Below are 19,515 nucleotides of genomic sequence, written 5' to 3' on the forward strand. Positions count from 1 at the left end.
TCTGATGACGAGAGGCGAAATCCTTGTCGCCGACGACGACGCGGCCATCCGCACGGTCGTGGCGCAGGCGCTGTCGCGCGCGGGCTACGAGGTCCGCACCACCGGCACGGCGGCGACGCTGTGGCGCTGGGTGCAGTCGGGCGAGGGCGATCTCGTCGTGACGGACGTCGTCATGCCCGACGAAAACGCCTTCGAGCTGCTGCCGCGCATCAAGAAGCTGCGGCCCGAACTGCCCATCATCGTGATGAGCGCGCAGAACACCTTCATGACCGCCATCCGCGCGTCGGAGAGGGGCGCCTATGACTATCTGCCCAAGCCCTTCGACCTGAAGGAGCTTGTCGGCATCGTCGGCCGCGCCATGGCCGAGCCGCGCAAGATCGGCGAGGAGGAGCGCCCCGAGGAAATGGAGGGCATGCCGCTCGTCGGCCGCTCGCCCGCCATGCAGGAGATCTACCGCTCGCTCGCCCGGCTGATGCAGACCGATCTGACGGTCATGATCAACGGCGAGTCCGGCACCGGCAAGGAGCTGGTCGCCCGCGCGCTGCACGATTACGGCAAGCGCAAGAAAGGCCCGTTTGTTGCCGTGAACATGGCGGCGATCCCGCGCGACCTGATCGAGAGCGAGCTCTTCGGTCACGAGAAGGGCGCCTTCACCGGCGCCAACCAGCGCTCGGCCGGCCGTTTCGAGCAGGCCGAGGGCGGCACGCTCTTTCTCGACGAAATCGGCGACATGCCGATGGAGGCGCAGACGCGCCTGCTGCGCGTGCTCCAGCAGGGCGAATATACGACCGTCGGCGGCCGCACCCCGATCAAGACGAATGTCAGAATCATCGCGGCGACCAACAAGGATCTGCGCGTCCTGATCCAGCAGGGCCTGTTCCGCGAGGATCTCTATTTCCGGCTCAACGTCGTGCCGCTGCGCCTGCCGCCGCTGCGCGAGCGCAGCGAGGACATTCCCGACCTCGTCCATCACTTCTTCAAGCAGGCGGCGAACGAGGGCCTGCCGCAGAAATTCATCGAGCAGTCCGCGCTCGACCGGATGAAGAAATATCGCTGGCCCGGCAATATCCGCGAGCTGGAGAATCTGATCCGCCGTCTCGCCGCCCTGCATCCGCAGGAGGTGATCTCCGACGCGCTGGTCGAGGCCGAACTCGAGCATGAGTTGCGGCAGGCGGTGTCCGAGAAGCCCACCGGCAACGGCGCCGCCGCGCCCTCGCGGGAGCTGGAGAACGGCCAGACGCTCTCGACCTCCGTGGAGCAACATCTCGCCAAGCTCTTCCGCGACTGCGGCGACCAGCTTCCGCCGCCGGGCCTCTATCACCGGATCATCCGTGAGATCGAGATTCCGCTTATATCGGCGGCGCTGGCGGCGACGCGGGGAAATCAGATCAAGGCGGCGGAGCTCCTGGGACTCAATCGCAACACGCTGCGCAAGAAGGTCAACGATCTGGACATACGGCTGATGCGTTCGCCGAGGTGACGGGGAGCCGGGCGGGCGCTGGATTACCCCCTCCCTGTCCTTCCCCCGTTTCACGGGAGAGGGGACGCTCGCGATCGCCGTTCTCGATGAAGACTCGGCTCTGCTCCCTCTCCCGCGAAGCGGGGGAGGGTTGGGGAGGGGGCCGCCCACCCAACAAAACCCTGCATAAGGCCCTGCTGACGCCCGTTGCACATTTGCAACAGTAGCGCCCGCAGCCTATAACTCGCTGCATGGATCAGGCTGGCGAACAGGCGCTTTCAGATGGCCGCAAGGGCGCGGGGCCGCGCGCCTGGTTCGGGCCGGTCATCGTTCTCGGCGCGGTCGCCTGCGCCCTCGCCACCTTCCTCGCCACCACCGAACTTCGCGTTCTGTCGCCGACCGACGACCGGCTGTTCCCGTTGCTCATCGCCAATGGCGTTCTGGTCAGCGTCTTGCTGGTCATGGTCGTCGTCAAGGCGAGCCGCCTCTACAAGGTGTGGCGGCGGGGCGAGGCGGCGGCGCGGCTGCATGCCCGGATCGTGGCCGTCTTTTCGGTCATCGCCCTGGTGCCGGCGATCATGCTCGCCATCGCCGGATGGCTGACGCTGGAGCGCGCGCTCAATCCCGCCTTCATGTCCAATGTGAAGGTTTTCGTCCACAACACCGCCCAGGCGGCCGAAGCCTTTCAGTCGAGCCAGTGTCAGGCGCTGTTGCAGGAGGCGCAATTGACCGCCTCCGATCTCGACCGGGCGCGCGTGCTGTTCATCACCGACCGCAACTATTTCCACCAGATCTTCACGTCGCGCGCGAATTTCCTGGGGTTTTCGGTGGCGGCGCTGGTTAAGTCCGATGGCGAGATCATCGACCGCGTCGACGTCGCCAAGAACGCCTCGGCGATTGTCATCGCGCCCCCGCAATCGGAATTCGACAATGCGCGCAGAGGCGAGCCGCTCTGCCTGATGATCGACGACGGCAAGAGCTTCGTCGCCCTGCGCGCGCTTCACGCCTTCGAGAACACCTTTCTTTACGTGACCCGGCCCATCGACCCGCTGGCCGTCGAGTTCCCCAAACAGGCCGAGACGCTCATCACCCGCTACGACGAGTTCGACAGCTATCGCGCCGCCGTGCAGCGCGCCTTCGTGCTGATGTATGCGCTGTTGACGACCATCATGCTGCTGTCCTCGATCTGGTTCGGCCTGGACTTCGCCGACCGCCTGGTCAGCCCGATCCGCACGCTCATCGCGGCGACCGATCAGGTTTCGGCCGGCAATCTCGACGTGCGGGTGAAAGTCGACCGCTCGCATGGCGAGCTGGCGCGGCTCGGAGACGTGTTCAACAACATGACCACCGAGCTGAACCTTCAGCAGAACCGTCTGCTGGAGGCGAACCGCCTCAACGACGAGCGCCGCGAATTCACCGAGGCGGTGCTCGCCGGCGTGCCGGCGGCGGTCATGGGCGTGGATTCAGACGGAATCGTCACCATTCTGAACCGCTCGGCCGAAGAGCTGTCCCTCACGGACGCCAAGGGGCAGGCGACCGTCGGCGCCAGCATCGCCGACGTCATGCCGGAGATCGCGCCGCTGCTCACCGACGCGCTGGAGCTGTTCCCGCGCGCCGTGCAGAGCCAGATCACCATCAAGCGCGGCGTGTCCGAACGCACCTTCAACATCCGCGTGACCTCCGCCCGGCGCGCGGACGAGGGGCATCCCAGCTTCGTCGTCACGCTCGACGACATCACCGATCTGGTCACGGCGCAGCGCACCTCGGCCTGGGCGGACGTGGCGCGCCGCATCGCTCATGAGATCAAGAATCCGCTGACGCCCATTCAGCTTTCCGCCGAGCGGCTGAAGCGCAAATACGGCAAGCTGATCCAGGTCGACCGCGAGATTTTCGACCAATGCACCGACACGATCGTGCGTCAGGTCGACGACATCAAGCGCATGGTGGACGAGTTCTCGTCCTTCGCCCGCATGCCCAAGGCGCGGCCCGAGCGGGACGACCTCAACGAATGCGTGCGGCAGGTGGCCTTTCTGATGCGGGTCGGCAACGCCGACGTCGACATTGTCGAGACCTCCAGGGACGCCCCCATTCACGCGCAATTCGACCGCCGGCTGCTGTCGCAGGCGCTGACCAATATCGTGAAGAACGCCGTCGAGGGCATCGCCGCGCGTGAGGAAAAGGACGCGGCCGAGAAGGGCCGGGTCGAGATCAAGCTTTCGCGCCGCGACGGCATGGCGGAGATCGACGTCATCGACAATGGCAAGGGCTTCCCGGCGATCAACCGCCAGCGGCTGCTCGAACCCTACATGACGACGCGCGCGGACGGCACAGGCCTGGGGTTACCCATTGTCGCCAAAATCATAGAGGATCACGGTGGGCGTCTCGAGTTGCTCGACGCGCCGGCGGGGCGGGGGGCCTGCGTGCGGCTGATCCTGCCGCTGGCCGAGGCCGGAAAAGACAAAAAAGAGCTGGAAACGGCTCAATCTCCTGAAGCGAGTGGGGCTTGATGGCGAGCGACATTCTCATCGTCGACGACGAAGAAGACATCCGCGAGCTGGTCGCGGGCATTCTGGGTGACGAAGGCCATGGCACGCGCACGGCCAAGGACGCGGACGAGGCGCTGGCCGCCATCGCCGCGCGGCGCCCGCATCTCGTCTTCCTCGACATCTGGCTGCAAGGCTCGCGGCTCGACGGGCTTCAGGTGCTGGAGCAGATCCAGAAGCAGCACAAGGGCCTGCCGGTGGTCATGATTTCCGGGCACGGCAACATCGAGACGGCCGTCAGCGCCATCAAGATCGGCGCCTATGACTTCATCGAGAAGCCGTTCAAGGCGGACAGGCTGGTGCTCGTCGCCGAGCGCGCTCTGGAGGCCTATCAGCTCCGCCGCGAGCTCTCCGCCCTGCGCCAGAGGGCCGGCGCCTTCGACCGCATCGTCGGCTCCTCGCCCGCCGCCAACCAGCTTCAACAGTTGATCGCCCGCGTCGCCCCAGTGAACTCGCGCGTGCTGATCACCGGCGCTCCCGGCACCGGCAAGGAGCTGGCCGCGCGCTGCATCCACGAAGCGTCGGCGCGGGCGGGCGGGCCCTTCGTGGTCATCAATTCGGCGACCATCACGCCCGAAAACATGGAAATCGAGCTCTTCGGCCGCGAAGGGGCGGACGGCGAGCGCAAGATCGGCGCGCTGGAGGAGGCCCATGGCGGCACGCTCTTCCTGGACGAGATCGCCGACATGCCGAAGGACACGCAGGCCAAAATCCTGCGCGTGCTCGTGGACCAGACCTTCCAGCGCGTCGGCGGCACGACGAAGGTGCAGGTCGACGTGCGGGTCATCTCGTCCTCCGCCCGCGACCTCGCCTTGGCCATCGAAGAGGGGGCGCTGCGGGAAGACCTCTTCCATCGGCTCGCGGTGGTGCCGATCCGCGTGCCGTCCCTGGCGGAACGGCGCGAGGACATCCCGGCGCTGATCCAGTATTTCATGGAGAACATGTCGCTGGCCTCCGGCATGCCGAGACGCCAGATCGCCGAGGACGCGCTCGCCGTCCTCCAGCTTCACGACTGGCCGGGCAACATCCGCCAGCTCAAGAACAACGTCGAGCGGCTGATGATCCTGACCGCCGGCGAGCCCGGCGCGGTCATCACCGCCGACATGCTTCCGGCCGATGTGGGCGAGCTGGTGCCGGCCACGCCCGCCGGCGTCCGGGGCGAGAAACTGATGAGCCTGCCGCTCCGCGAGGCGCGCGAAGTCTTCGAGCGGGAATATCTCGTGGCGCAGCTCAACCGCTTTTCCGGCAATATCTCACGCACGGCGGAGTTCATCGGCATGGAGCGCTCGGCGCTCCACAGGAAGTTGAAGTCGCTGGCGATAGACTAGCGTTTTCAATATCTTGATTTGCAGTCCTCATGTTCCTGTTGAAGTTGAGCATCGAGGCGATCGAGGCGTGGGCGAGAGTGGCTCTCCCGCGTCTGAACAGGATAGGGGCGAGGCTGCAACTCCCGCGTTCGTGACAATCAATGGCCGCGCTGTAGGCTGAGGCGTTCATCCTCAAAATGGAGCGCCCGATGTCCAGCACTGAGTCTCCCCGGTTCAGCGGGGCCTTTTCGGCTCCCTCCCATCAGCCCCAGGAGTTGGCCGAGCGCCCGCCCCAGGGGGCGAAAGGCCGAAGGTCCTTCCGTTTCTGGAAGACATGCTCCGAGCCTCCGTGGAAGAGATGCGCGAGCAATTTCGCAATGCTCCGGTCGGCGGAACGCCCGAACCCTCCCCGCGCCAAATTCGACCGCTCGCAAGTCGGCGCGTCCGAATGGCTCCGCCGAGCGGCCAGCCTCTCTCATACGACTTGTCGCCTTCGCAGGCGTGGCGCGAGACTTTCGAGAAGATCGTGCGGGAACCAACCCCGCCCAGCGAGAAGCGACTACGGCGCATCGGGAAGTTCGCCTTGCGCCAGCTCGACACTGCGGTGCGATTCTCGGCGAACATCAGTTTCAAAGACAAAGAGCCCTTGCTCGCCGTGGCGCGTGACAGGATCAACGGGGCCATCGCCGATCCCAATCTTTCCGCCGAGCAGAAGTTGAAGATCTTCCACGCGGTCATGGCGGTGGGCCTGGGAAAGACATGTGCGCCTCCCGACGAAGGCCAGGGAAGAGCCTCGAACTGTGACGTTTGAGACAGCAACGTCGGCCGGACCGGATTAGGGTCTTCGAAACTCACCGGAGAGGGGGCAGTCATGAATGAAGTCGGCCGGGTCGCAAGGAGTGAGCCAGTGATTCTGGGTCCCGGCGTCGGGGACCCTCAGGAAGAGATCATCGGCGAGCATCCAATTTCCGGCGCGCAGGTGCGTCCGGGCCGCAGTGAAGACGTCGAGACGATCGCCTCCTTCGACGACATGCGCCAGAGCGAGGAGGGTTCTTCGCTTCAGGCTGGTCTGACGGCTGCGCAAACGGCGCCACGAAGGTTGAGGAGCCGGGCCGTCGCGCCCAAGCCGCCGGCGCATGCAGCCGAGGGCAGGCAGAAGAAGCGTAAGCAGCAGAAGCGCATGACGGTCTCGTCTCCAATTGTGGCGGGGCCCTTGCCGGGTATGGCGACCATCAGCGTGATCAGGACTGTCACCGAAGATGGGACGCTCTTGCAGACCACGCAGACCGTGACCGGCGCGACCAACGAGTTGCGCGACGCCGCGACCCAGCAGCGGGCCGAGGCCCTGGCGCGTGAGTTGGCCGCTTCCACGCCGTAATGCGCGCGCCCGTCGAGGCTGTTTGGCGCTCCAGCTGCGAGCCTGAGGCGATCCCCCGACTGCGTACCGCTTTTCTTCTCCGCAAACGACCGGATAAAGGACTTCCCTGATGTCGACAGTCAATCCAACCCGCCCATTGACCCGAGCCAACACGGACCCGGACATTTATCGAAAGCCGACGGAGGGGAAGCCCTGGACCGCTCCGTTCCTGGAGGAGGCGCTCAGGGACGCCCTCAAGGGCATGCGCGAGGAATTCACCGGCAGCCCCTGCGGCAAAACGCCTGATCCCGTGCCCTTTCCGAGTCGCGCGCTGAAAAGTTGGCGCGTTAGCCCGGCCGGACCCCAGCAAAGCCATATAGCTGGTAAAATCCTCAATCTATGGAGTCCATATTTCAACGTAACCTTCTCGAAGGCTTCGGCGGGCGTTCTGTCCAAGGATGATGTGCACAAATTCGGCAAGCTTGCGCTGGGCACCTTGAATGGGGTGCTGCGTGTTTCCGAGCTCCAGCCGGAAGACTTGGGTGAGCGGGCGCGAAAGCTGATTGAAGACACTGTGAACTGCGACGATCTCGTGGTTGAGAGCAAGCTGGAGAGGGTGAACATGGTCGTGGGAAGCTTGCGCCCTCGCGGCGATGTGGAGACGTGAGGCGCATGGCGGCCAGTCGCGCAAACTATCGGCTTGCGCGACTTCCGCCTTGCGCTCTGTCAGTTGAAAGGTTCTAATGTCGCCCGCGGAGGCCAATAAAAAAACCAAAACCGCTGGGGGCGGCGTCAAACCGCTCGGCTCAATTAAAAAAGAACAGGAAAGCCGATGTCGTCGGAGCGTTCGCAGAATCTTCAGGACACATTTCTGAATTTCGTTCGGAAAAACAAAGTGCCGCTCACGATCTTTCTGGTCAACGGCGTGAAGCTTCAGGGGATCGTGACGTGGTTCGATAATTTCTGCCTCCTGCTGCGTCGGGACGGGCACTCGCAACTCGTCTATAAACACGCCATATCCACAATCATGCCGGGTCATCCGATCCAGATGTTTGAGCCCGGCGCCGAAGAGGCGCCCGTGGAGACGAAGCGGTAGGGAATTTGAACGAAGACCATGCAGGTGAAAGACGTGCGCACGGCAGCGACCGGACGCGCGCCATTGTTGTTGGGCCGTATCTTTCCAGGGGTCCCGCGGCCGTATCCCGCGACCCGAAGGCGCGCCTGATCGAGGCTGTCGGTCTCGCCGAGGCGATCGACCTGGAGATTGCCGACGCGATTCAGGTCGGGCTGAATGAGGTTCGGCCCGCGACCTATCTCGGCAAGGGCAAGGTCGAGGAGATCGCCGAGACAGTGAAGTTGCATGAGGCGGAGCTGGTCAGCATGGACTGCCAGCTCTCGCCCGTGCAGCAGCGAAACCTCGAAAAGGCCTGGGGCGCCAAGGTCATCGACCGCACCGGGCTGATTCTCGAAATCTTTGGCCAACGCGCGCGCACCAGCGAAGGCGCGCTCCAGGTCGAGCTCGCCCATCTGGCCTATCAGAAGTCGCGGCTGGTGCGGTCCTGGACCCATCTGGAGCGCCAGCGCGGCGGCTTCGGCTTTCTTGGCGGTCCCGGCGAAACCCAGATCGAAACCGACCGCCGTCTGATCGAGGAGCGGATGCGCCGGATCGAGCAGGATCTCGACAAGGTCAAGCGCACGCGCGGCCTGCATCGGAAGACGCGCCGCGACGTTCCCTATCCGGTGGTGGCGCTGGTCGGCTACACCAACGCAGGCAAGTCCACGCTCTTTAACCGTCTGACCCGCGCCGAAGTGCTGGCGCAGGACATGCTGTTCGCCACGCTCGACCCGACCCTGCGCCAGATTCGGCTGCCGCATGGGGCGCGGGCGCTGCTGTCGGACACGGTGGGCTTCATCTCCGATCTGCCGACCATGCTGGTCTCGGCGTTTCGCGCCACGCTCGAGGAAGTCACGCTGGCGGATGTGATCCTGCATGTGCGCGACGTCTCTCATGAAGATTCGGAGGCGCAGGCGCGCGACGTCGAGGCGATTCTCGATGAGCTGGGCCTCAAGGGCGAAGCCGAGGGCCGCATCATCGAGGTCTGGAACAAGATCGATTCGCTCGACGCCGAGCGGGTCGAGGCCATGCGCATGGCCGCGCGCGGCTTCGAACCGCAGCGCCGGCCGGCGCTGGTGTCAGCCTTGACGGGGGAGGGGCTCGACGACCTACTGGCCCGCATCGAGGATCTGCTGGCCGCGAGCCGCACGACGCTCTCTCTGGAGGTCGAGCCGGAGGACGGGCAGGGGCTCGCCTGGCTGCACGCCCATGCCGAAGTCCTCTCCCGCGAGACGCGCGACGACGGTGGGTCGCGTCTTGTCGTGCGCGTGGCGCCGGAGCGCGTCGACGAGGTGCGGCGCCGCTATGGCGCGCCGGCGCAGGGGAGCGGCTAGCCCCATGCATTGGCTTTATCTCTCCGTCGCGATTCTTTCCGAGGTGATCGCCTCTTCCTCGCTGCCTGCGGCGCAGGGGTTTACAAAGCCGCTGCCCACGCTGATCGTGGTCGTCGGCTATGTGGCGGCTTTCTACTTTCTGTCGCTCACCCTCGAGGCCATCCCGCTCGGCGTCGCCTACGCGGTGTGGTCGGGCGTCGGCGTCGCGCTGATCTCGCTCTTCGGCTGGGTCTTTTACCGGCAAAGCCTCGGGGCCATGGAGATTTTCGCCATTGTCTTGATCGCGGCGGGCGTCGTCATTCTGAAATTCGGCAAGAGCGGCGCCGCGTAGCGCTGAGAGGCCGCTGGCTCATCGGCGGGGGCGCTCCGCGATGACTTTTGCGCCCATGTCTTGAAAAAACTTCCGACGACAGGGAAACATTCGCGCGGTCAACGGATTAATAGGATGCACGTCCTTCGGGACGATGTGATCGAGCGGTGGGAAGCTCCGATTGTCGCTATGCACATAGTGACTCTGCGACGCCACGCTCGACCTGGTGGCCAGCCTGTGAGCTTCAGGCGGCCGCCATTATTTTGTCCGAAGCGGCCTTTCAGCTTCGGCTTGCGCCCGACGGCAACATGCGCGCCAGGGCGCTGTCCTTCAGCACATAATGATGGGCGAGCGCGGCGGCGGCGTGAAGCATCGCCAGCACGATCAGCGCATGCGCCAGCAATTCGTGGATTTCCTTCGAATTGTGCTTGAGCTCGCGGTTCTTCGGCCACGGCGAAGGGATGTCATAGAGCCCGAAGAGCGACAGCGCCTCGCCCCCGTGGAAGAGGGTCACGACGCCGACCACCGGCGCAGCCAGCAGCAGGCCATAAAGCGCGAGATGGACGAAACGGGTCGCGAGCGCGCCAGCCAGGCCGAAACGCGTCGGTTCGGCCGGGGGCGGCGGCGTGATGAAGCGCCAGACCAGCCGCAACGCCAGCAGCAGGACAACCGTCTCGCCGAGCAGAATATGGACAAATTCGCCCGTATGCCGGATCGGGCCGCGGGGGAGATCGTCTCCGATCAGACCGAGGCCCCAGGCGGCAAAAACGCAGATGACCGTCGCCCAATGGAAGAACTGGGCAGGCGGGCTGTAGCGCGTCTCCGCGCGGGTCAGGTTCATGGTGGCCTCCATGTTGGCGGGATAGGGGCAATCTTGACTGGCAGAACGCTGAAATTAAGGCGAGGCGGCGGGTTGTCGTTATAACGGATGTTAGGTTTGCTTTTTGTTAGAACAGGACGCGCGGAGCGAATGCTGCTCGCGAGCTTATCCCTCCCCCTTGCGGGGAGGGTGGCCCCGCGAAGCGGGGTCGGGTGGGGTCGAGGCCTCAACATGGCTGTGGCGGCGCGAACCCCACCCGGCGGCCTTCGACCGACGACCTCCCCGTAAAGGGGAGGTATGGGGATCGCCTCGCGAGGCTGGTGATGAACTCGGCGCGGTTATATGCAGAACGTAATTCATAAAAAATACGATACGCGTAATTTACGTTTAACGTAAAATACTCAACATGGCGGCCTCAATTTTTTCGCCGCCTCCAGGAGGCCTGCCTCATCCGGTTTTTCCGCCACGACGGGCATCAGTCCGGTTGCGTGGAGCGCGGCCGCCACGTCGGCCGAGAGCGCCGCGTGGGCCATCTCGGACAAGCGGCCGCCGAGACCGGCGGCGGTCGCCAGTCGCAGGAAAATCTCGACGCTGCGCCGTGAGTAATGCAGCGCGACGTCCACCCGCCCGGCTTCAATGGCCGCGCGCGCCGCCTCCGACAGCGTTTCGGCCGCGCGGGCTTCATAGACATCGACCGCCGTGACCGCATGTCCGCCGGCGCGCAAGCCGGCCTCCAGCATGGGTTGCCGGTCCCGCCCCGCGAGATAGAGGAAATGTACGGGTGACGTATAACGTCCGAGAAGCAGGGGGAGGATCGCCTCGGCGTTGCCGGCGACGATCTCGGGGCGCCAGCCGCGCGCCTGCGCGGCCGCCGCCGTCTTGGCGCCGACGGCATGAAAGGACAGCCGCCGGAAGGCGTCCGCGGCCGCAGGCGCGCATTCGAGTCCCTTGGCGCTCGAGGCCAGAACCGCGTCGTAATCGCCGGGCGGGATCGGGGCATCGGTTGCGGCGATCTCCAGCACCGGCGACAGCACGACCGTGTAGCCGAGGGCCTGTAATTTGCGGGCCGTGCGCGCGGCGTCTTCGCGCGCGCGCAGCACCAGCGCCGTCGTCACATCAGCCCCGCGACGCCATGCGGCAGCTTCAGGACGATCTCATTGCCGGCGTCCGCGCCGATCATCGCCGCGTCGATGGCCCGGCCCTTGCGGCGCGTCGTCCACACCTCGCTGCCGTCCGCCTTCAGAACCTCGCCGTAAAAGGAGAGGTCGCCATTCGCGACGGTCGCGTGGCCGGCGATGGGCGTGCGGCAGGAGCCGTCCAGCGCGGCGAGGAACGCGCGCTCGGCGGCCAGCGCCAGCGCCGTCGCCTCGTCGAGAATGGGCGCCAGCGCGGCTCGGGTCGCGGCGTCCGCGGCGCGGGCCGTGAGGCCGATGGCCCCCTGGCCGACAGCGGGCGGAAAATCCTCGAGCGGCAGCAGGGCCGTGGCGCAATCGGCGAGGCCGAGGCGCTTGAGCCCCGCGAGCGCCAGCAGGGTCGCGTCGACTTCGCCGCTTTCCACCTTGCCGAGGCGCGTATGGACATTGCCGCGCAGCAGGGCGGTCTTCAGGTCCGGCCGCCGGCGCTTCACCTGCGCGGCGCGGCGCAGCGACGCCGTGCCAACAACGGCGCCGGGGGGCAGGGCGTCGATCGTCGCGCCATTGCGGCCGATCCAGGCGTCGCGCACGTCCTCGCGCGGCAGATAGCCGGCGATGACGATCTCCGCGGGAAGATGGGTCGGCAAATCCTTCGAGGAATGCACGGCGAGGTCGATGTCGCCGGCCATCAGGGCGATGTCGAGTTCCTTGGTGAACAGGCCCTTGCCGCCGGATTCCGACAGCGGGCGGTCCTGAATCTGATCGCCGGTGGTCTTGATGATCTCGACCGTGAAATGGTCTTCGCCGACGCCATGCGCCTTTGCGAGAAGAGCGCGGACCATATGGGTCTGCGCGAGAGCGAGCGGACTGCCGCGCGTGCCGATGCGTAGGCTTCTGACCGTCATGAGGCTTTCCACGATAGGGGAGAGTCGCCGCTTGCGGCGCCACGTCCCCGTGAAACCTTAAAGAGAGGAACCGGGTCTCCGGGCGGTGGCGCTTCGCCCAACGCCGGTGGCGCACATGTAGCAAGGCTCGCCTCGTCCCACCAGACCGATGGTCACAGGAACTTGCGCCGACTCAGAATTCGTTACTGTTGGTCAAAGCAGCGCAGAAGACGCGATGGTTCTGCTGATGGCGCGCTCTGCGCGGCGGGCGGGGCCTTTGCGGCGCCAGGCCCGCAGTTGAACGAGCGCCTCCTGCCGTAAATCCGAGCGGCCGCGAGATGCGGCCGCTCGCTTGCGCGGGTCAGTAGCAAATCCAGACCCAACGGCCCCAATAGGGATTCCACCGCCAGCAGTAGCCGACTCCATAGGGCCACCACCGGCCGCCCCAGTAGCGACCGCCGCCGCGATAATAGCCGCCCCAGCCCGGATGGCGCCAATAGTTTCCGCGCCACCCATGGCCGACCCAGCCGCCGCCGGGACGGAAGCCGGGGTTGAAGCCCCCGTGCCCGCCGGGGCCAAAGCCCGGGTTGAACCCGCCATGTCCGCCGCCGAAGCCGGGGTTGAACCCGCCATGACCGCCCCCGAAGCCGGGGCTGAACCCGCCGTGTCCGCCCCCGAAGCCTGGGCTGAAGCCACCATGTCCGCCGCCGCCATGCCCGCCGCCCCAGCCGTAGGCTCCGCCATGGGGGCCGGCGAGGGCCGCTGAGGGCAAGGCCAGCGCGCCCATCAACGCCAGAACGAGGGATGCTTTTCTTCGTTGCATCGCTTTGCTCCCTTTAGCCGCAGAAGCGGGCCGAGGCTTTCGGCCAAAAGGCCGCCGCTGTCGGCTAAGTATATGATCAACGGTGTGGATAGTGGGGAATTTAAGGCTCATTGCGCCCGGGACAACGGTTGCGGCGCGCCGGCCGCTCTCGTCCTGCGGCTTCGGCTGGGGTATGGCTCGGCCTCGCCTCGCCGGAGCCGACCTGTGCCAGAGAAATCACCCGACGCCTACACCGCCAGTCGCTGGTTCGTTCTCGCGCTGGCGACGCTGGCGCAGGTCGGGGGATGTTTCCTCGTGCAGGGCCTCGGCGCGCTGGGGCCGTTCCTGCAGGCCGCTTTCGGCCTCGACGCGGCGGAGGTGGGCCTCGCCATGTCGTCCGCGCAGATGACGCCGATCGTCGGCTTCGTCATCGCGGGCCTGCTGCTCGACCGTTTCCCCGAGCGGCTGATCGTCGGCGCCGGCGCCACCATGGTCGCCGCCTCGCTGTTCGTGGCGGCCCGTGCGGAACATTACGGCGACATCCTGTTCTGGCTCTTTGTCGCGAGCATCGGCTACTGCACCATCCAGCCCGGCGGCGGAAAGGTGGTGGCGGCGTGGTTTCCGGCCAGCGCGCGCGGCTTCGCCATGGGCGTCCGGCAGGCGGGCCTTCCCCTCGGGGCGGCGCTCGGCGCGCTCATTCTGCCCATGATCGCCGAGCGTTACGGCTGGCGCGCGGCGTTCGACGCCGGCGCCGTCGCGGCGCTCGCGAGCGGCCTGCTCTTCGCGCTCCTCTACCGCCAGCCGCCCGATCCGCTGCCCGAGCGCAGGCGCGCGCCGAGCCTGTGGCGCGAACGGCTCGGCGAACTCGCGCCGCGCCTGCCGCGCATCGTGCTGCCGGGCGTGACATTGGTCAGCGTGCAGTTCTGCATCACCGTCTATCTTCCGCTCGATCTGCGCGACCGATTTGGCATCCCGGTCGACATTGGCGTCAAGCTGCTGTTTCTCGCGCAATTCTTCGGCGCGCTGGGGCGCGTGGGCCTCGCCGCCTGGAGCGACCGCAGCCCGCGCGGCCGGGACTATCCGCTCGCCGTCAGCGTCGCCGCCATCTTCGCGGGCCTTGCCGCCTATATCGCCGCGCCGGGCGCCCCGGTCTGGGCGGTGGCGCTCGTCGCCGCCTGGCTGGGCTTCTTCGGCTATGGCTGGTTCGGACCGTGGATTGCGCTCGTCACCGAGGCGGCGCCGCGCGGCGCGGTGGGCTTCATGCTCGGCTTCGCGCTGGCGATCAATCAGATCATCGTGGTGCTGACGCCCCCGGCCTTCGGGGCGCTGCGCGACGCGACGGGCACTTTCGTCTGGGGTTGGGTCGCGCTGCTTCTGGCCTTGCCGCTCGCGCTGCTGAGCAATCCCATCATGCGCGCGCGTCGATGAAAAGCGGGGCGACCTGCGCCGCCCCGCCAAGTTCGTCGCGCCTCAGTTCGACCCGGAGAAGTCGAAGAGAGTCATGAGATCTCCGATCGCCGGGGCGTTCCTGGGCTGGTAGGGAGCCTCGTCGTCCGCCACCGGGTTGGGCAGATTATCGCGGCTGAGCGACGAGATCTTCGGCAGGCGCCAGTTGCGCTCGATGAATTTCAGCATCGAGACGTGGTCGGAATAGGTGTGGTCGACGTAGCCCTTCCTCGCGAAGGGCGACGCCACGATGAAGGGAATGCGGGTTCCGTCGCCGAAGAAATCGACCGGCTGGACGTAGCCCGAATCATAATATCCGCCGCCTTCGTCATAGGTGATGAAGATGGCCGTCGACGCCCAGAGCGACGCGTTGTCCTGCACATGCTTGATGAGCGACGCCACGAACTGCTCGTAAAGTCCGTTGTTCGAGTTCGCCGGGTGGCCGGCGAGATATTCGAACGGCCGGACAAATGACACCGCCGGGAGGGTCCCGGCCGACACGTCCTTCAGAAAGGCCCCGTAATTCTGGAGTTTCGCTTCCTCCGAGGGGTTTTTCATGATGGTGGCGTAGCCCGTGAGCGGGTCGCAAATGCCGCAGTAGGAATGGTAGAGAAGCTGGACGCCGTCGACCGCGTCCTTGAAATTCGTGACGTCGTCGCCACGATCGGCGCTGTAATACTTCCAGGAGACGCCTTTGGCCGTCATGACGTCGGCGATCGTCGGCGCGGTCTGGGGAGGCAGGACGAATTTGTCATCGCCGAGCTTCCGGACCGGCTTGCTGCTGCTCTGGTCCCAATACATGCTGTAGTTGTTGACCAGATAGAAATGATCGCGCGCGCAGCCGTTTCTGCCGACGCCGTTCTTGTAGAGCTGCTTGTCGATGGCCGCCACGCCGGGCTGCATGGGATCGGCGCAGTTGACATAGGAGCCGCCGCCGTAGCCGTCCTGGATGTAATAATTGTTCGTGCCGAGCGCGGGATTCGGATTTTCGATCTGGTTGGTCGGCGGCGTCGCCGGCGAACCGTCCAGCTTCAGAGGATCGGTGTAGAAGGCGGCGTGGCCGGTGATGATCGCCTGGAAATTGGCGCCGGTGCCGCCCATGATCGCCTGATGGTAGTTGTCGCTGATGGCGTATGTGTCGGCCAGAGCCTTGAAGACCGAGCCGTCGCCCTGATGCGGCGCGCCTTTCGCGTCCTTGTAGGGGTTCATGTTATAGAAGCCCATCGAAATGGCGCCTTCGTGCGGATTGAAGCCGCCAGCGGGGTAGGGCGCGCCGTTGGACCCGGTTCCGATCGTCTCCTCGACCCAGACGAACTTGTCGTGCTTGCCGCCGTCGATATCCTGCCACATCTGGAAAAACCGATGGACCGGGTCGCCGGTGAAGGAGAGATAGGGAACGTAGCGGGTGATCTGGAAGGGGCCATTCGGCATGTCCGCCGGAAAGCGCGTGTCCTCGACGCCCGAGGTCAGTCCCAGCGCATAGGTTGTGTAGGGCCGCGGCAGGGTCGCATAGGCTCCCACCGACAGCGTTTCGGCGTTGTAGACGGCCGTGCGCGGGCCATTGGCGCCGATCCGCTGTTTCGCAAGATCGAAATTCCGCCCGGGCGCGCCGTCTTCGGTGACAATCCCCTTGCTGAGCAGATTGTCGATCGTCTGGCCCCTGGTCGGCTTGTACGTGCCGAAGACGTTATCGAAGGTGTGATTTTCGCCGAGCACGATGATCACGTGCTTGATGGGGGTAACTGGGCTGGACAGCGGCGCAGCGAGAGCGGGGGCCGCGCAGAGGGCGCTCGACGCCAGGCACAGCGACTTGAAGATGAATTTTGATCGCATGAAAGTCCTCCGGCAAAGCACCGGCGTTCGCCCGTTGCGTGCGCAACGACGTTGAAGACGGCGAAACAACCCGGTGTCGGCCGGGAAACTGGGTCTGGATTGTTTCGACGGGATGTCGGTTTAACTGCGTTCAGGTGACCGGCGGGGGGCGCACGCCGGCAGGCCTCTGATTCCGAAGCCGCATTGGACAAAACAAATAATTTCCAATTGCTTGAGCGGATCAGTCCGCGCTTGGAAGCCGCCGCATCACGAATTCTATGCGGCCGTCCTCCAGCTCCCGCCAGAACTCGATCTCGGTCATGTAGGCGGCCTTGGGATAGCGGTCGAACCATTCGCGCGCCTTGGCGCGCGCATCGGTGCGCGGGAGCGTGAAGGTCTCGCGCCGCCAGCCATCGCTCCTGGCGCGGCTTTTCTCGCCGAGCCGTCGCGCAATGTCCCTTGGCTGCCTCGAAAAGCCCATCCCGCCGCCTCCGGAGAACGCCGGAAGATAGCGCGCCACGGCCGGGAAGGGGAGTCTTGCGATTCGGGGAAGCCCACAGTCCCGCCGATCCCGTGAAATGGCGAAGGCGCAGACTTTCCCGCGCCGCAAAAGCGCGCTATCTCGGCCTGCATGTCTGAGCGCCCCACCTTCATGATCTCCACGGCCATTCCCTACGCGAATGGCGCGCCCCACATCGGCCACGCTTACGAGCGCATCGCCACCGACGCTTTCGCCCGTTTCAAGCGCCTCGACGGCCATGACGTGCTCTTCGTCACCGGCATGGACGAGCATGGCCAGAAGATGCAGCGCACGGCCGAGAAGGAGGGGCTGACCCCCCAGGGGCTGGCCGACCGCACGGCGGCGCAATTCGCGCGCATGGGCGAGGCGCTGAACGCGCGCGCCGACGACATCGTGCGCACCACCCAGGAACGCCACAAGCAGACGGTGCTGGAGATCTGGCGGCGGATGGAGGCCAATGGCGACATCTATCTGTCGAAATATTCCGGCTGGTATTCCGTCCGCGACGAAGCCTATTACGACGAAAGCGAGCTGACCGAGCGCGACGGCAAGAAGTTCGCCCCCACCGGCACGCCGGTCGAATGGGTGGAGGAGGAAAGCTGGTTCTTCCGGCTCTCCGCCTATGCGGAGAAGCTCCTCGCCCATTACGAGGCGCATCCGGACTTCATCACGCCGGAGCATTACCGCAACGAGATCGTCGCTTTCGTGAAGCGCGGCCTGTCGGATCTCTCCGTGTCGCGCACGACCTTCGACTGGGGCATTCCCATCCCGCCGAGCGCGCAGACGACGGCCAATCACGTCATGTATGTGTGGGTGGACGCGCTCACAAATTACATCACCGCCACCGGCTGGCTGACCGGGCAGGGCGACAGGGCGCGCTTCTGGCCGGCGGACGCGCATGTCATCGGCAAGGACATCACCCGCTTTCACGCCATCTATTGGCCGGCCTTCCTGATGTCGGCGGGCGCGCCACTGCCGAAACAGATCGTCGTGCACGGGTTCCTGTTCTCGCGCGGCGAGAAGATGTCGAAGTCTCTCGGCAATGTCGTCGATCCGATCGGGCTCGCCGAACGCTATGGCGTCGATCAGCTTCGCTATTTCTTCCTGCGGGAAATTCCGTTCGGGCAGGACGGGAATTACTCGCATGAGGCGATCGTCATGCGCATCAACGCCGATCTGGCGAACGACCTCGGCAATCTCGCGCAGCGGTCGCTGTCGATGATCGCCAAGAACTGCGCCGGCGCCGTTCCCGCAAAAGGCGAACTGACCGACGCGGACCGGGACATTCTCGCGCAGGCGTCGGCCGCGCTGGAGAAGGCGCGCGCCGCGATGGACGATTACGCGCCGCATCACGCGCTCGCCGAGATTTTCCGCGTGGTGGCGGAGGCGAATCGCTACTTCGCGGGCGAAGAGCCCTGGGCGAAGAAGAAGACCGATCCGGCGCGGATGGCGACGATCCTCTATGTCACGGCTGAAACGCTGCGCCGCGTGGCGATTCCGCTCCAGCCTTTCATTCCGGAGGCGGCGGGCAAGCTGCTCGATCTTCTGGCCGTCGGGCCCGACGAGCGCGACTTCGCCCATGCCGGCGAAGCCGACGCCTTGCAGGAAGGCGCGCCGCTGCCGCCGCCGTCCCCCGTTTTCCCGCGTTTTGTGGAAGCGGAGGAAGGGGAGGCGTAAACGCCTGTCGGCATTGACGAGTTGGCCCCGCGCCGGCGCGTCGTGCCGCGTCGCGTCGCAGAAAAGTAACCGGCCGCCGGTCCGTCAACCTCGCGCGGCCGTCTCCGTGTCTCTATAGTCGTGACATGACCTCGGATCCCGCGCGCTTCGTCGGCGATATTCCCGATTACTACGACCGCTTGCTGGGCCCGGCGCTCTTCCAGGCCTATGCCGAAGACCTTGCGCGCCGGGCGGTGCTGCGCGCGCCGCGCGCCGTGCTGGAGACCGCGGCGGGAACGGGGCTCGTGACGCGCGTGCTGCGCGACAGGCTGCATCCAGCCGCGACGCTCACGGCGACGGATCTCAGCGCGCCGATGCTGGAGGCGGCGCGCGCGAAATTCCGGCCGGACGAGCTGGTGACGTTCGAAACGTCCGATGCGCTCGCTCTGCGCTTCCCCAACGGGTCTTTCGACTGCGTCCTGTGCCAGTTCGGCTGGATGTTTTTTCCCGACAAGAACGCCGCGCTGCGGGAGGCGCGACGCGTGCTCAAGCCGCGCGGGCGTCTGCTGTTCAACGTCTGGGACGCGCCGCGCTACAATCCCTTCGCCCGCATCGGAATCGAGGTCGTGGACCGTTTCTTTCCTTACGATCCGCCGAAATTTCTTCAGACGCCGTTTTCCTGGCCGGACATTGATCCGATCAAGGAAGCGCTGTTCGCCGCCGGCTTCACAAATCTGGCGATCAGCGTGGTCCCGCGCGTGCAGAAGCTGAGCGATACGGAGGTCTTCGCGCGCGGGCTGGTCTTCGGCAGCCCGCTGATCGAGCAGATCCGCGCGCGCGGCCGGGTCGCCGCCGACGCCGTGGTCGAGGCCCTTACGGCCGCGCTGGCCGAAGAATTCGGCGCGCCGGCGCAATTGCCGATGCAGGCGATCGTGTTCGACGCCTCAAAGGCTTAGGGAGAGACCGGGGCCGGGGTGTTCCTGGCGGCCGCCACGAGGACTATCTCCTGATCCAGTTG

Annotated in this window: 18 protein-coding genes; 12 read left to right on the forward strand and 6 right to left on the reverse strand. The window is 65.7% G+C overall.

Annotation, left to right across the window (positions count from 1 at the left end; translation table 11 throughout):
* The first annotated feature begins 4 nt into the window (after positions 1 to 4).
* The 9 genes from ntrC (at position 5) to ACR652_RS01060 (ending at position 9,445) form a co-directional block, all read left to right on the forward strand.
* Entirely contained in the window at positions 5 to 1,480 is a 1,476-nt protein-coding gene (gene ntrC / locus ACR652_RS01020) for a nitrogen regulation protein NR(I) (RefSeq protein ID WP_434504654.1), read from the forward strand.
* Between the two features lie 230 nt (positions 1,481 to 1,710).
* A complete protein-coding gene (locus ACR652_RS01025; protein ID WP_434504655.1) occupies positions 1,711 to 3,966 on the forward strand; it encodes an ATP-binding protein in 2,256 nt (751 codons plus the stop codon).
* Positions 3,966 to 5,330, forward strand: a complete 1,365-nt coding sequence (locus ACR652_RS01030; RefSeq protein ID WP_434504656.1) for a sigma-54-dependent transcriptional regulator — start codon at positions 3,966 to 3,968, stop codon at positions 5,328 to 5,330. Before ACR652_RS01025 ends, ACR652_RS01030 begins: the two co-directional genes overlap by 1 nt.
* Positions 5,331 to 5,892: 562 nt before the next feature.
* Positions 5,893 to 6,120, forward strand: coding sequence for a hypothetical protein (locus tag ACR652_RS01035; protein ID WP_434504657.1), 228 nt, complete (start codon positions 5,893 to 5,895; stop codon positions 6,118 to 6,120).
* A gap of 60 nt (positions 6,121 to 6,180) precedes the next feature.
* Positions 6,181 to 6,687: a hypothetical protein gene (locus ACR652_RS01040; protein ID WP_434504658.1), complete on the forward strand. Its 507-nt coding sequence runs from the start codon at positions 6,181 to 6,183 to the stop codon at positions 6,685 to 6,687.
* Between the two features lie 109 nt (positions 6,688 to 6,796).
* Positions 6,797 to 7,333 (forward strand): hypothetical protein, encoded by a 537-nt coding sequence (locus ACR652_RS01045; protein WP_434504659.1) that lies wholly within the window; start codon positions 6,797 to 6,799, stop codon positions 7,331 to 7,333.
* Positions 7,334 to 7,498: 165 nt separating this feature from the next.
* A complete protein-coding gene (hfq, locus tag ACR652_RS01050; RefSeq protein WP_434504660.1) occupies positions 7,499 to 7,762 on the forward strand; it encodes an RNA chaperone Hfq in 264 nt (87 codons plus the stop codon).
* Positions 7,763 to 7,767: 5 nt separating this feature from the next.
* Positions 7,768 to 9,114: a GTPase HflX gene (gene hflX / locus ACR652_RS01055; RefSeq protein ID WP_434504661.1), complete on the forward strand. Its 1,347-nt coding sequence runs from the start codon at positions 7,768 to 7,770 to the stop codon at positions 9,112 to 9,114.
* A 4-nt stretch (positions 9,115 to 9,118) separates the two neighbouring features.
* Positions 9,119 to 9,445 carry a DMT family transporter gene (locus tag ACR652_RS01060; RefSeq protein ID WP_434504662.1) on the forward strand — a complete coding sequence of 109 codons (327 nt, stop codon included), beginning with the start codon at positions 9,119 to 9,121 and terminating at the stop codon, positions 9,443 to 9,445.
* A 259-nt stretch (positions 9,446 to 9,704) separates the two neighbouring features.
* Here ACR652_RS01060 and ACR652_RS01065 read toward each other — a convergent pair whose 3' ends face one another.
* From ACR652_RS01065 to ACR652_RS01080, 4 genes are all read right to left on the reverse strand, one after another.
* On the reverse strand, positions 9,705 to 10,265 hold the full coding sequence (locus ACR652_RS01065) for a cytochrome b (protein WP_434504663.1): 561 nt from the start codon (positions 10,263 to 10,265) through the stop codon (positions 9,705 to 9,707).
* Between the two features lie 380 nt (positions 10,266 to 10,645).
* Positions 10,646 to 11,359 carry a uroporphyrinogen-III synthase gene (locus tag ACR652_RS01070; RefSeq protein ID WP_434504664.1) on the reverse strand — a complete coding sequence of 238 codons (714 nt, stop codon included), beginning with the start codon at positions 11,357 to 11,359 and terminating at the stop codon, positions 10,646 to 10,648.
* On the reverse strand, positions 11,356 to 12,282 hold the full coding sequence (gene hemC / locus ACR652_RS01075) for a hydroxymethylbilane synthase (protein WP_434504665.1): 927 nt from the start codon (positions 12,280 to 12,282) through the stop codon (positions 11,356 to 11,358). The genes ACR652_RS01070 and hemC overlap by 4 nt, the downstream gene beginning before the upstream one ends.
* Before the next feature lie 340 nt (positions 12,283 to 12,622).
* The gene (locus ACR652_RS01080; protein WP_434504666.1) at positions 12,623 to 13,084 is read right to left on the reverse strand and encodes a hypothetical protein; all 462 of its coding nucleotides are present in this window, start codon (positions 13,082 to 13,084) and stop codon (positions 12,623 to 12,625) included.
* Positions 13,085 to 13,288: 204 nt separating this feature from the next.
* Between ACR652_RS01080 and ACR652_RS01085 the strand changes: the two genes are divergently transcribed.
* Positions 13,289 to 14,491: an MFS transporter gene (locus tag ACR652_RS01085; RefSeq protein WP_434504667.1), complete on the forward strand. Its 1,203-nt coding sequence runs from the start codon at positions 13,289 to 13,291 to the stop codon at positions 14,489 to 14,491.
* A gap of 42 nt (positions 14,492 to 14,533) precedes the next feature.
* Here ACR652_RS01085 and ACR652_RS01090 read toward each other — a convergent pair whose 3' ends face one another.
* Entirely contained in the window at positions 14,534 to 16,342 is a 1,809-nt protein-coding gene (locus ACR652_RS01090) for an alkaline phosphatase family protein (protein ID WP_434504668.1), read from the reverse strand.
* 220 nt (positions 16,343 to 16,562) lie between these two features.
* Positions 16,563 to 16,802, reverse strand: coding sequence for a hypothetical protein (locus ACR652_RS01095; protein WP_434504669.1), 240 nt, complete (start codon positions 16,800 to 16,802; stop codon positions 16,563 to 16,565).
* A 150-nt stretch (positions 16,803 to 16,952) separates the two neighbouring features.
* Here ACR652_RS01095 and metG point away from each other — a divergent pair, with 150 nt between their 5' ends.
* Together metG and ACR652_RS01105 are read left to right on the forward strand one after the other, a co-directional pair.
* Positions 16,953 to 18,518, forward strand: a complete 1,566-nt coding sequence (metG, locus tag ACR652_RS01100; RefSeq protein ID WP_434504670.1) for a methionine--tRNA ligase — start codon at positions 16,953 to 16,955, stop codon at positions 18,516 to 18,518.
* 125 nt (positions 18,519 to 18,643) lie between these two features.
* Entirely contained in the window at positions 18,644 to 19,453 is an 810-nt protein-coding gene (locus ACR652_RS01105) for a class I SAM-dependent methyltransferase (RefSeq protein ID WP_434504671.1), read from the forward strand.
* Positions 19,454 to 19,515: the final 62 nt, after the last annotated feature.

Origin of the sequence: Methylocystis sp., assembly GCF_051061225.1 — a bacterium.
Taxonomy (GTDB): domain Bacteria; phylum Pseudomonadota; class Alphaproteobacteria; order Rhizobiales; family Beijerinckiaceae; genus Methylocystis.

Bases quoted from the DNA above. Each gene is read 5' to 3' on its own strand.
- ntrC (WP_434504654.1), top strand. From the start codon at position 5: ATGACGAGAGGCGAAATCCTTGTCGCCGACGACGACGCGGCCATCCGC.
- ACR652_RS01025 (WP_434504655.1), top strand. From the start codon at position 1,711: ATGGATCAGGCTGGCGAACAGGCGCTTTCAGATGGCCGCAAGGGCGCG.
- ACR652_RS01030 (WP_434504656.1), top strand. From the start codon at position 3,966: ATGGCGAGCGACATTCTCATCGTCGACGACGAAGAAGACATCCGCGAG.
- ACR652_RS01040 (WP_434504658.1), top strand. From the start codon at position 6,181: ATGAATGAAGTCGGCCGGGTCGCAAGGAGTGAGCCAGTGATTCTGGGT.
- ACR652_RS01045 (WP_434504659.1), top strand. From the start codon at position 6,797: ATGTCGACAGTCAATCCAACCCGCCCATTGACCCGAGCCAACACGGAC.
- hfq (WP_434504660.1), top strand. From the start codon at position 7,499: ATGTCGTCGGAGCGTTCGCAGAATCTTCAGGACACATTTCTGAATTTC.
- ACR652_RS01060 (WP_434504662.1), top strand. From the start codon at position 9,119: ATGCATTGGCTTTATCTCTCCGTCGCGATTCTTTCCGAGGTGATCGCC.
- ACR652_RS01065 (WP_434504663.1), bottom strand. From the start codon at position 10,265: ATGAACCTGACCCGCGCGGAGACGCGCTACAGCCCGCCTGCCCAGTTC.
- hemC (WP_434504665.1), bottom strand. From the start codon at position 12,282: ATGACGGTCAGAAGCCTACGCATCGGCACGCGCGGCAGTCCGCTCGCT.
- ACR652_RS01080 (WP_434504666.1), bottom strand. From the start codon at position 13,084: ATGCAACGAAGAAAAGCATCCCTCGTTCTGGCGTTGATGGGCGCGCTG.
- ACR652_RS01090 (WP_434504668.1), bottom strand. From the start codon at position 16,342: ATGCGATCAAAATTCATCTTCAAGTCGCTGTGCCTGGCGTCGAGCGCC.
- ACR652_RS01095 (WP_434504669.1), bottom strand. From the start codon at position 16,802: ATGGGCTTTTCGAGGCAGCCAAGGGACATTGCGCGACGGCTCGGCGAG.
- metG (WP_434504670.1), top strand. From the start codon at position 16,953: ATGTCTGAGCGCCCCACCTTCATGATCTCCACGGCCATTCCCTACGCG.
- ACR652_RS01105 (WP_434504671.1), top strand. From the start codon at position 18,644: ATGACCTCGGATCCCGCGCGCTTCGTCGGCGATATTCCCGATTACTAC.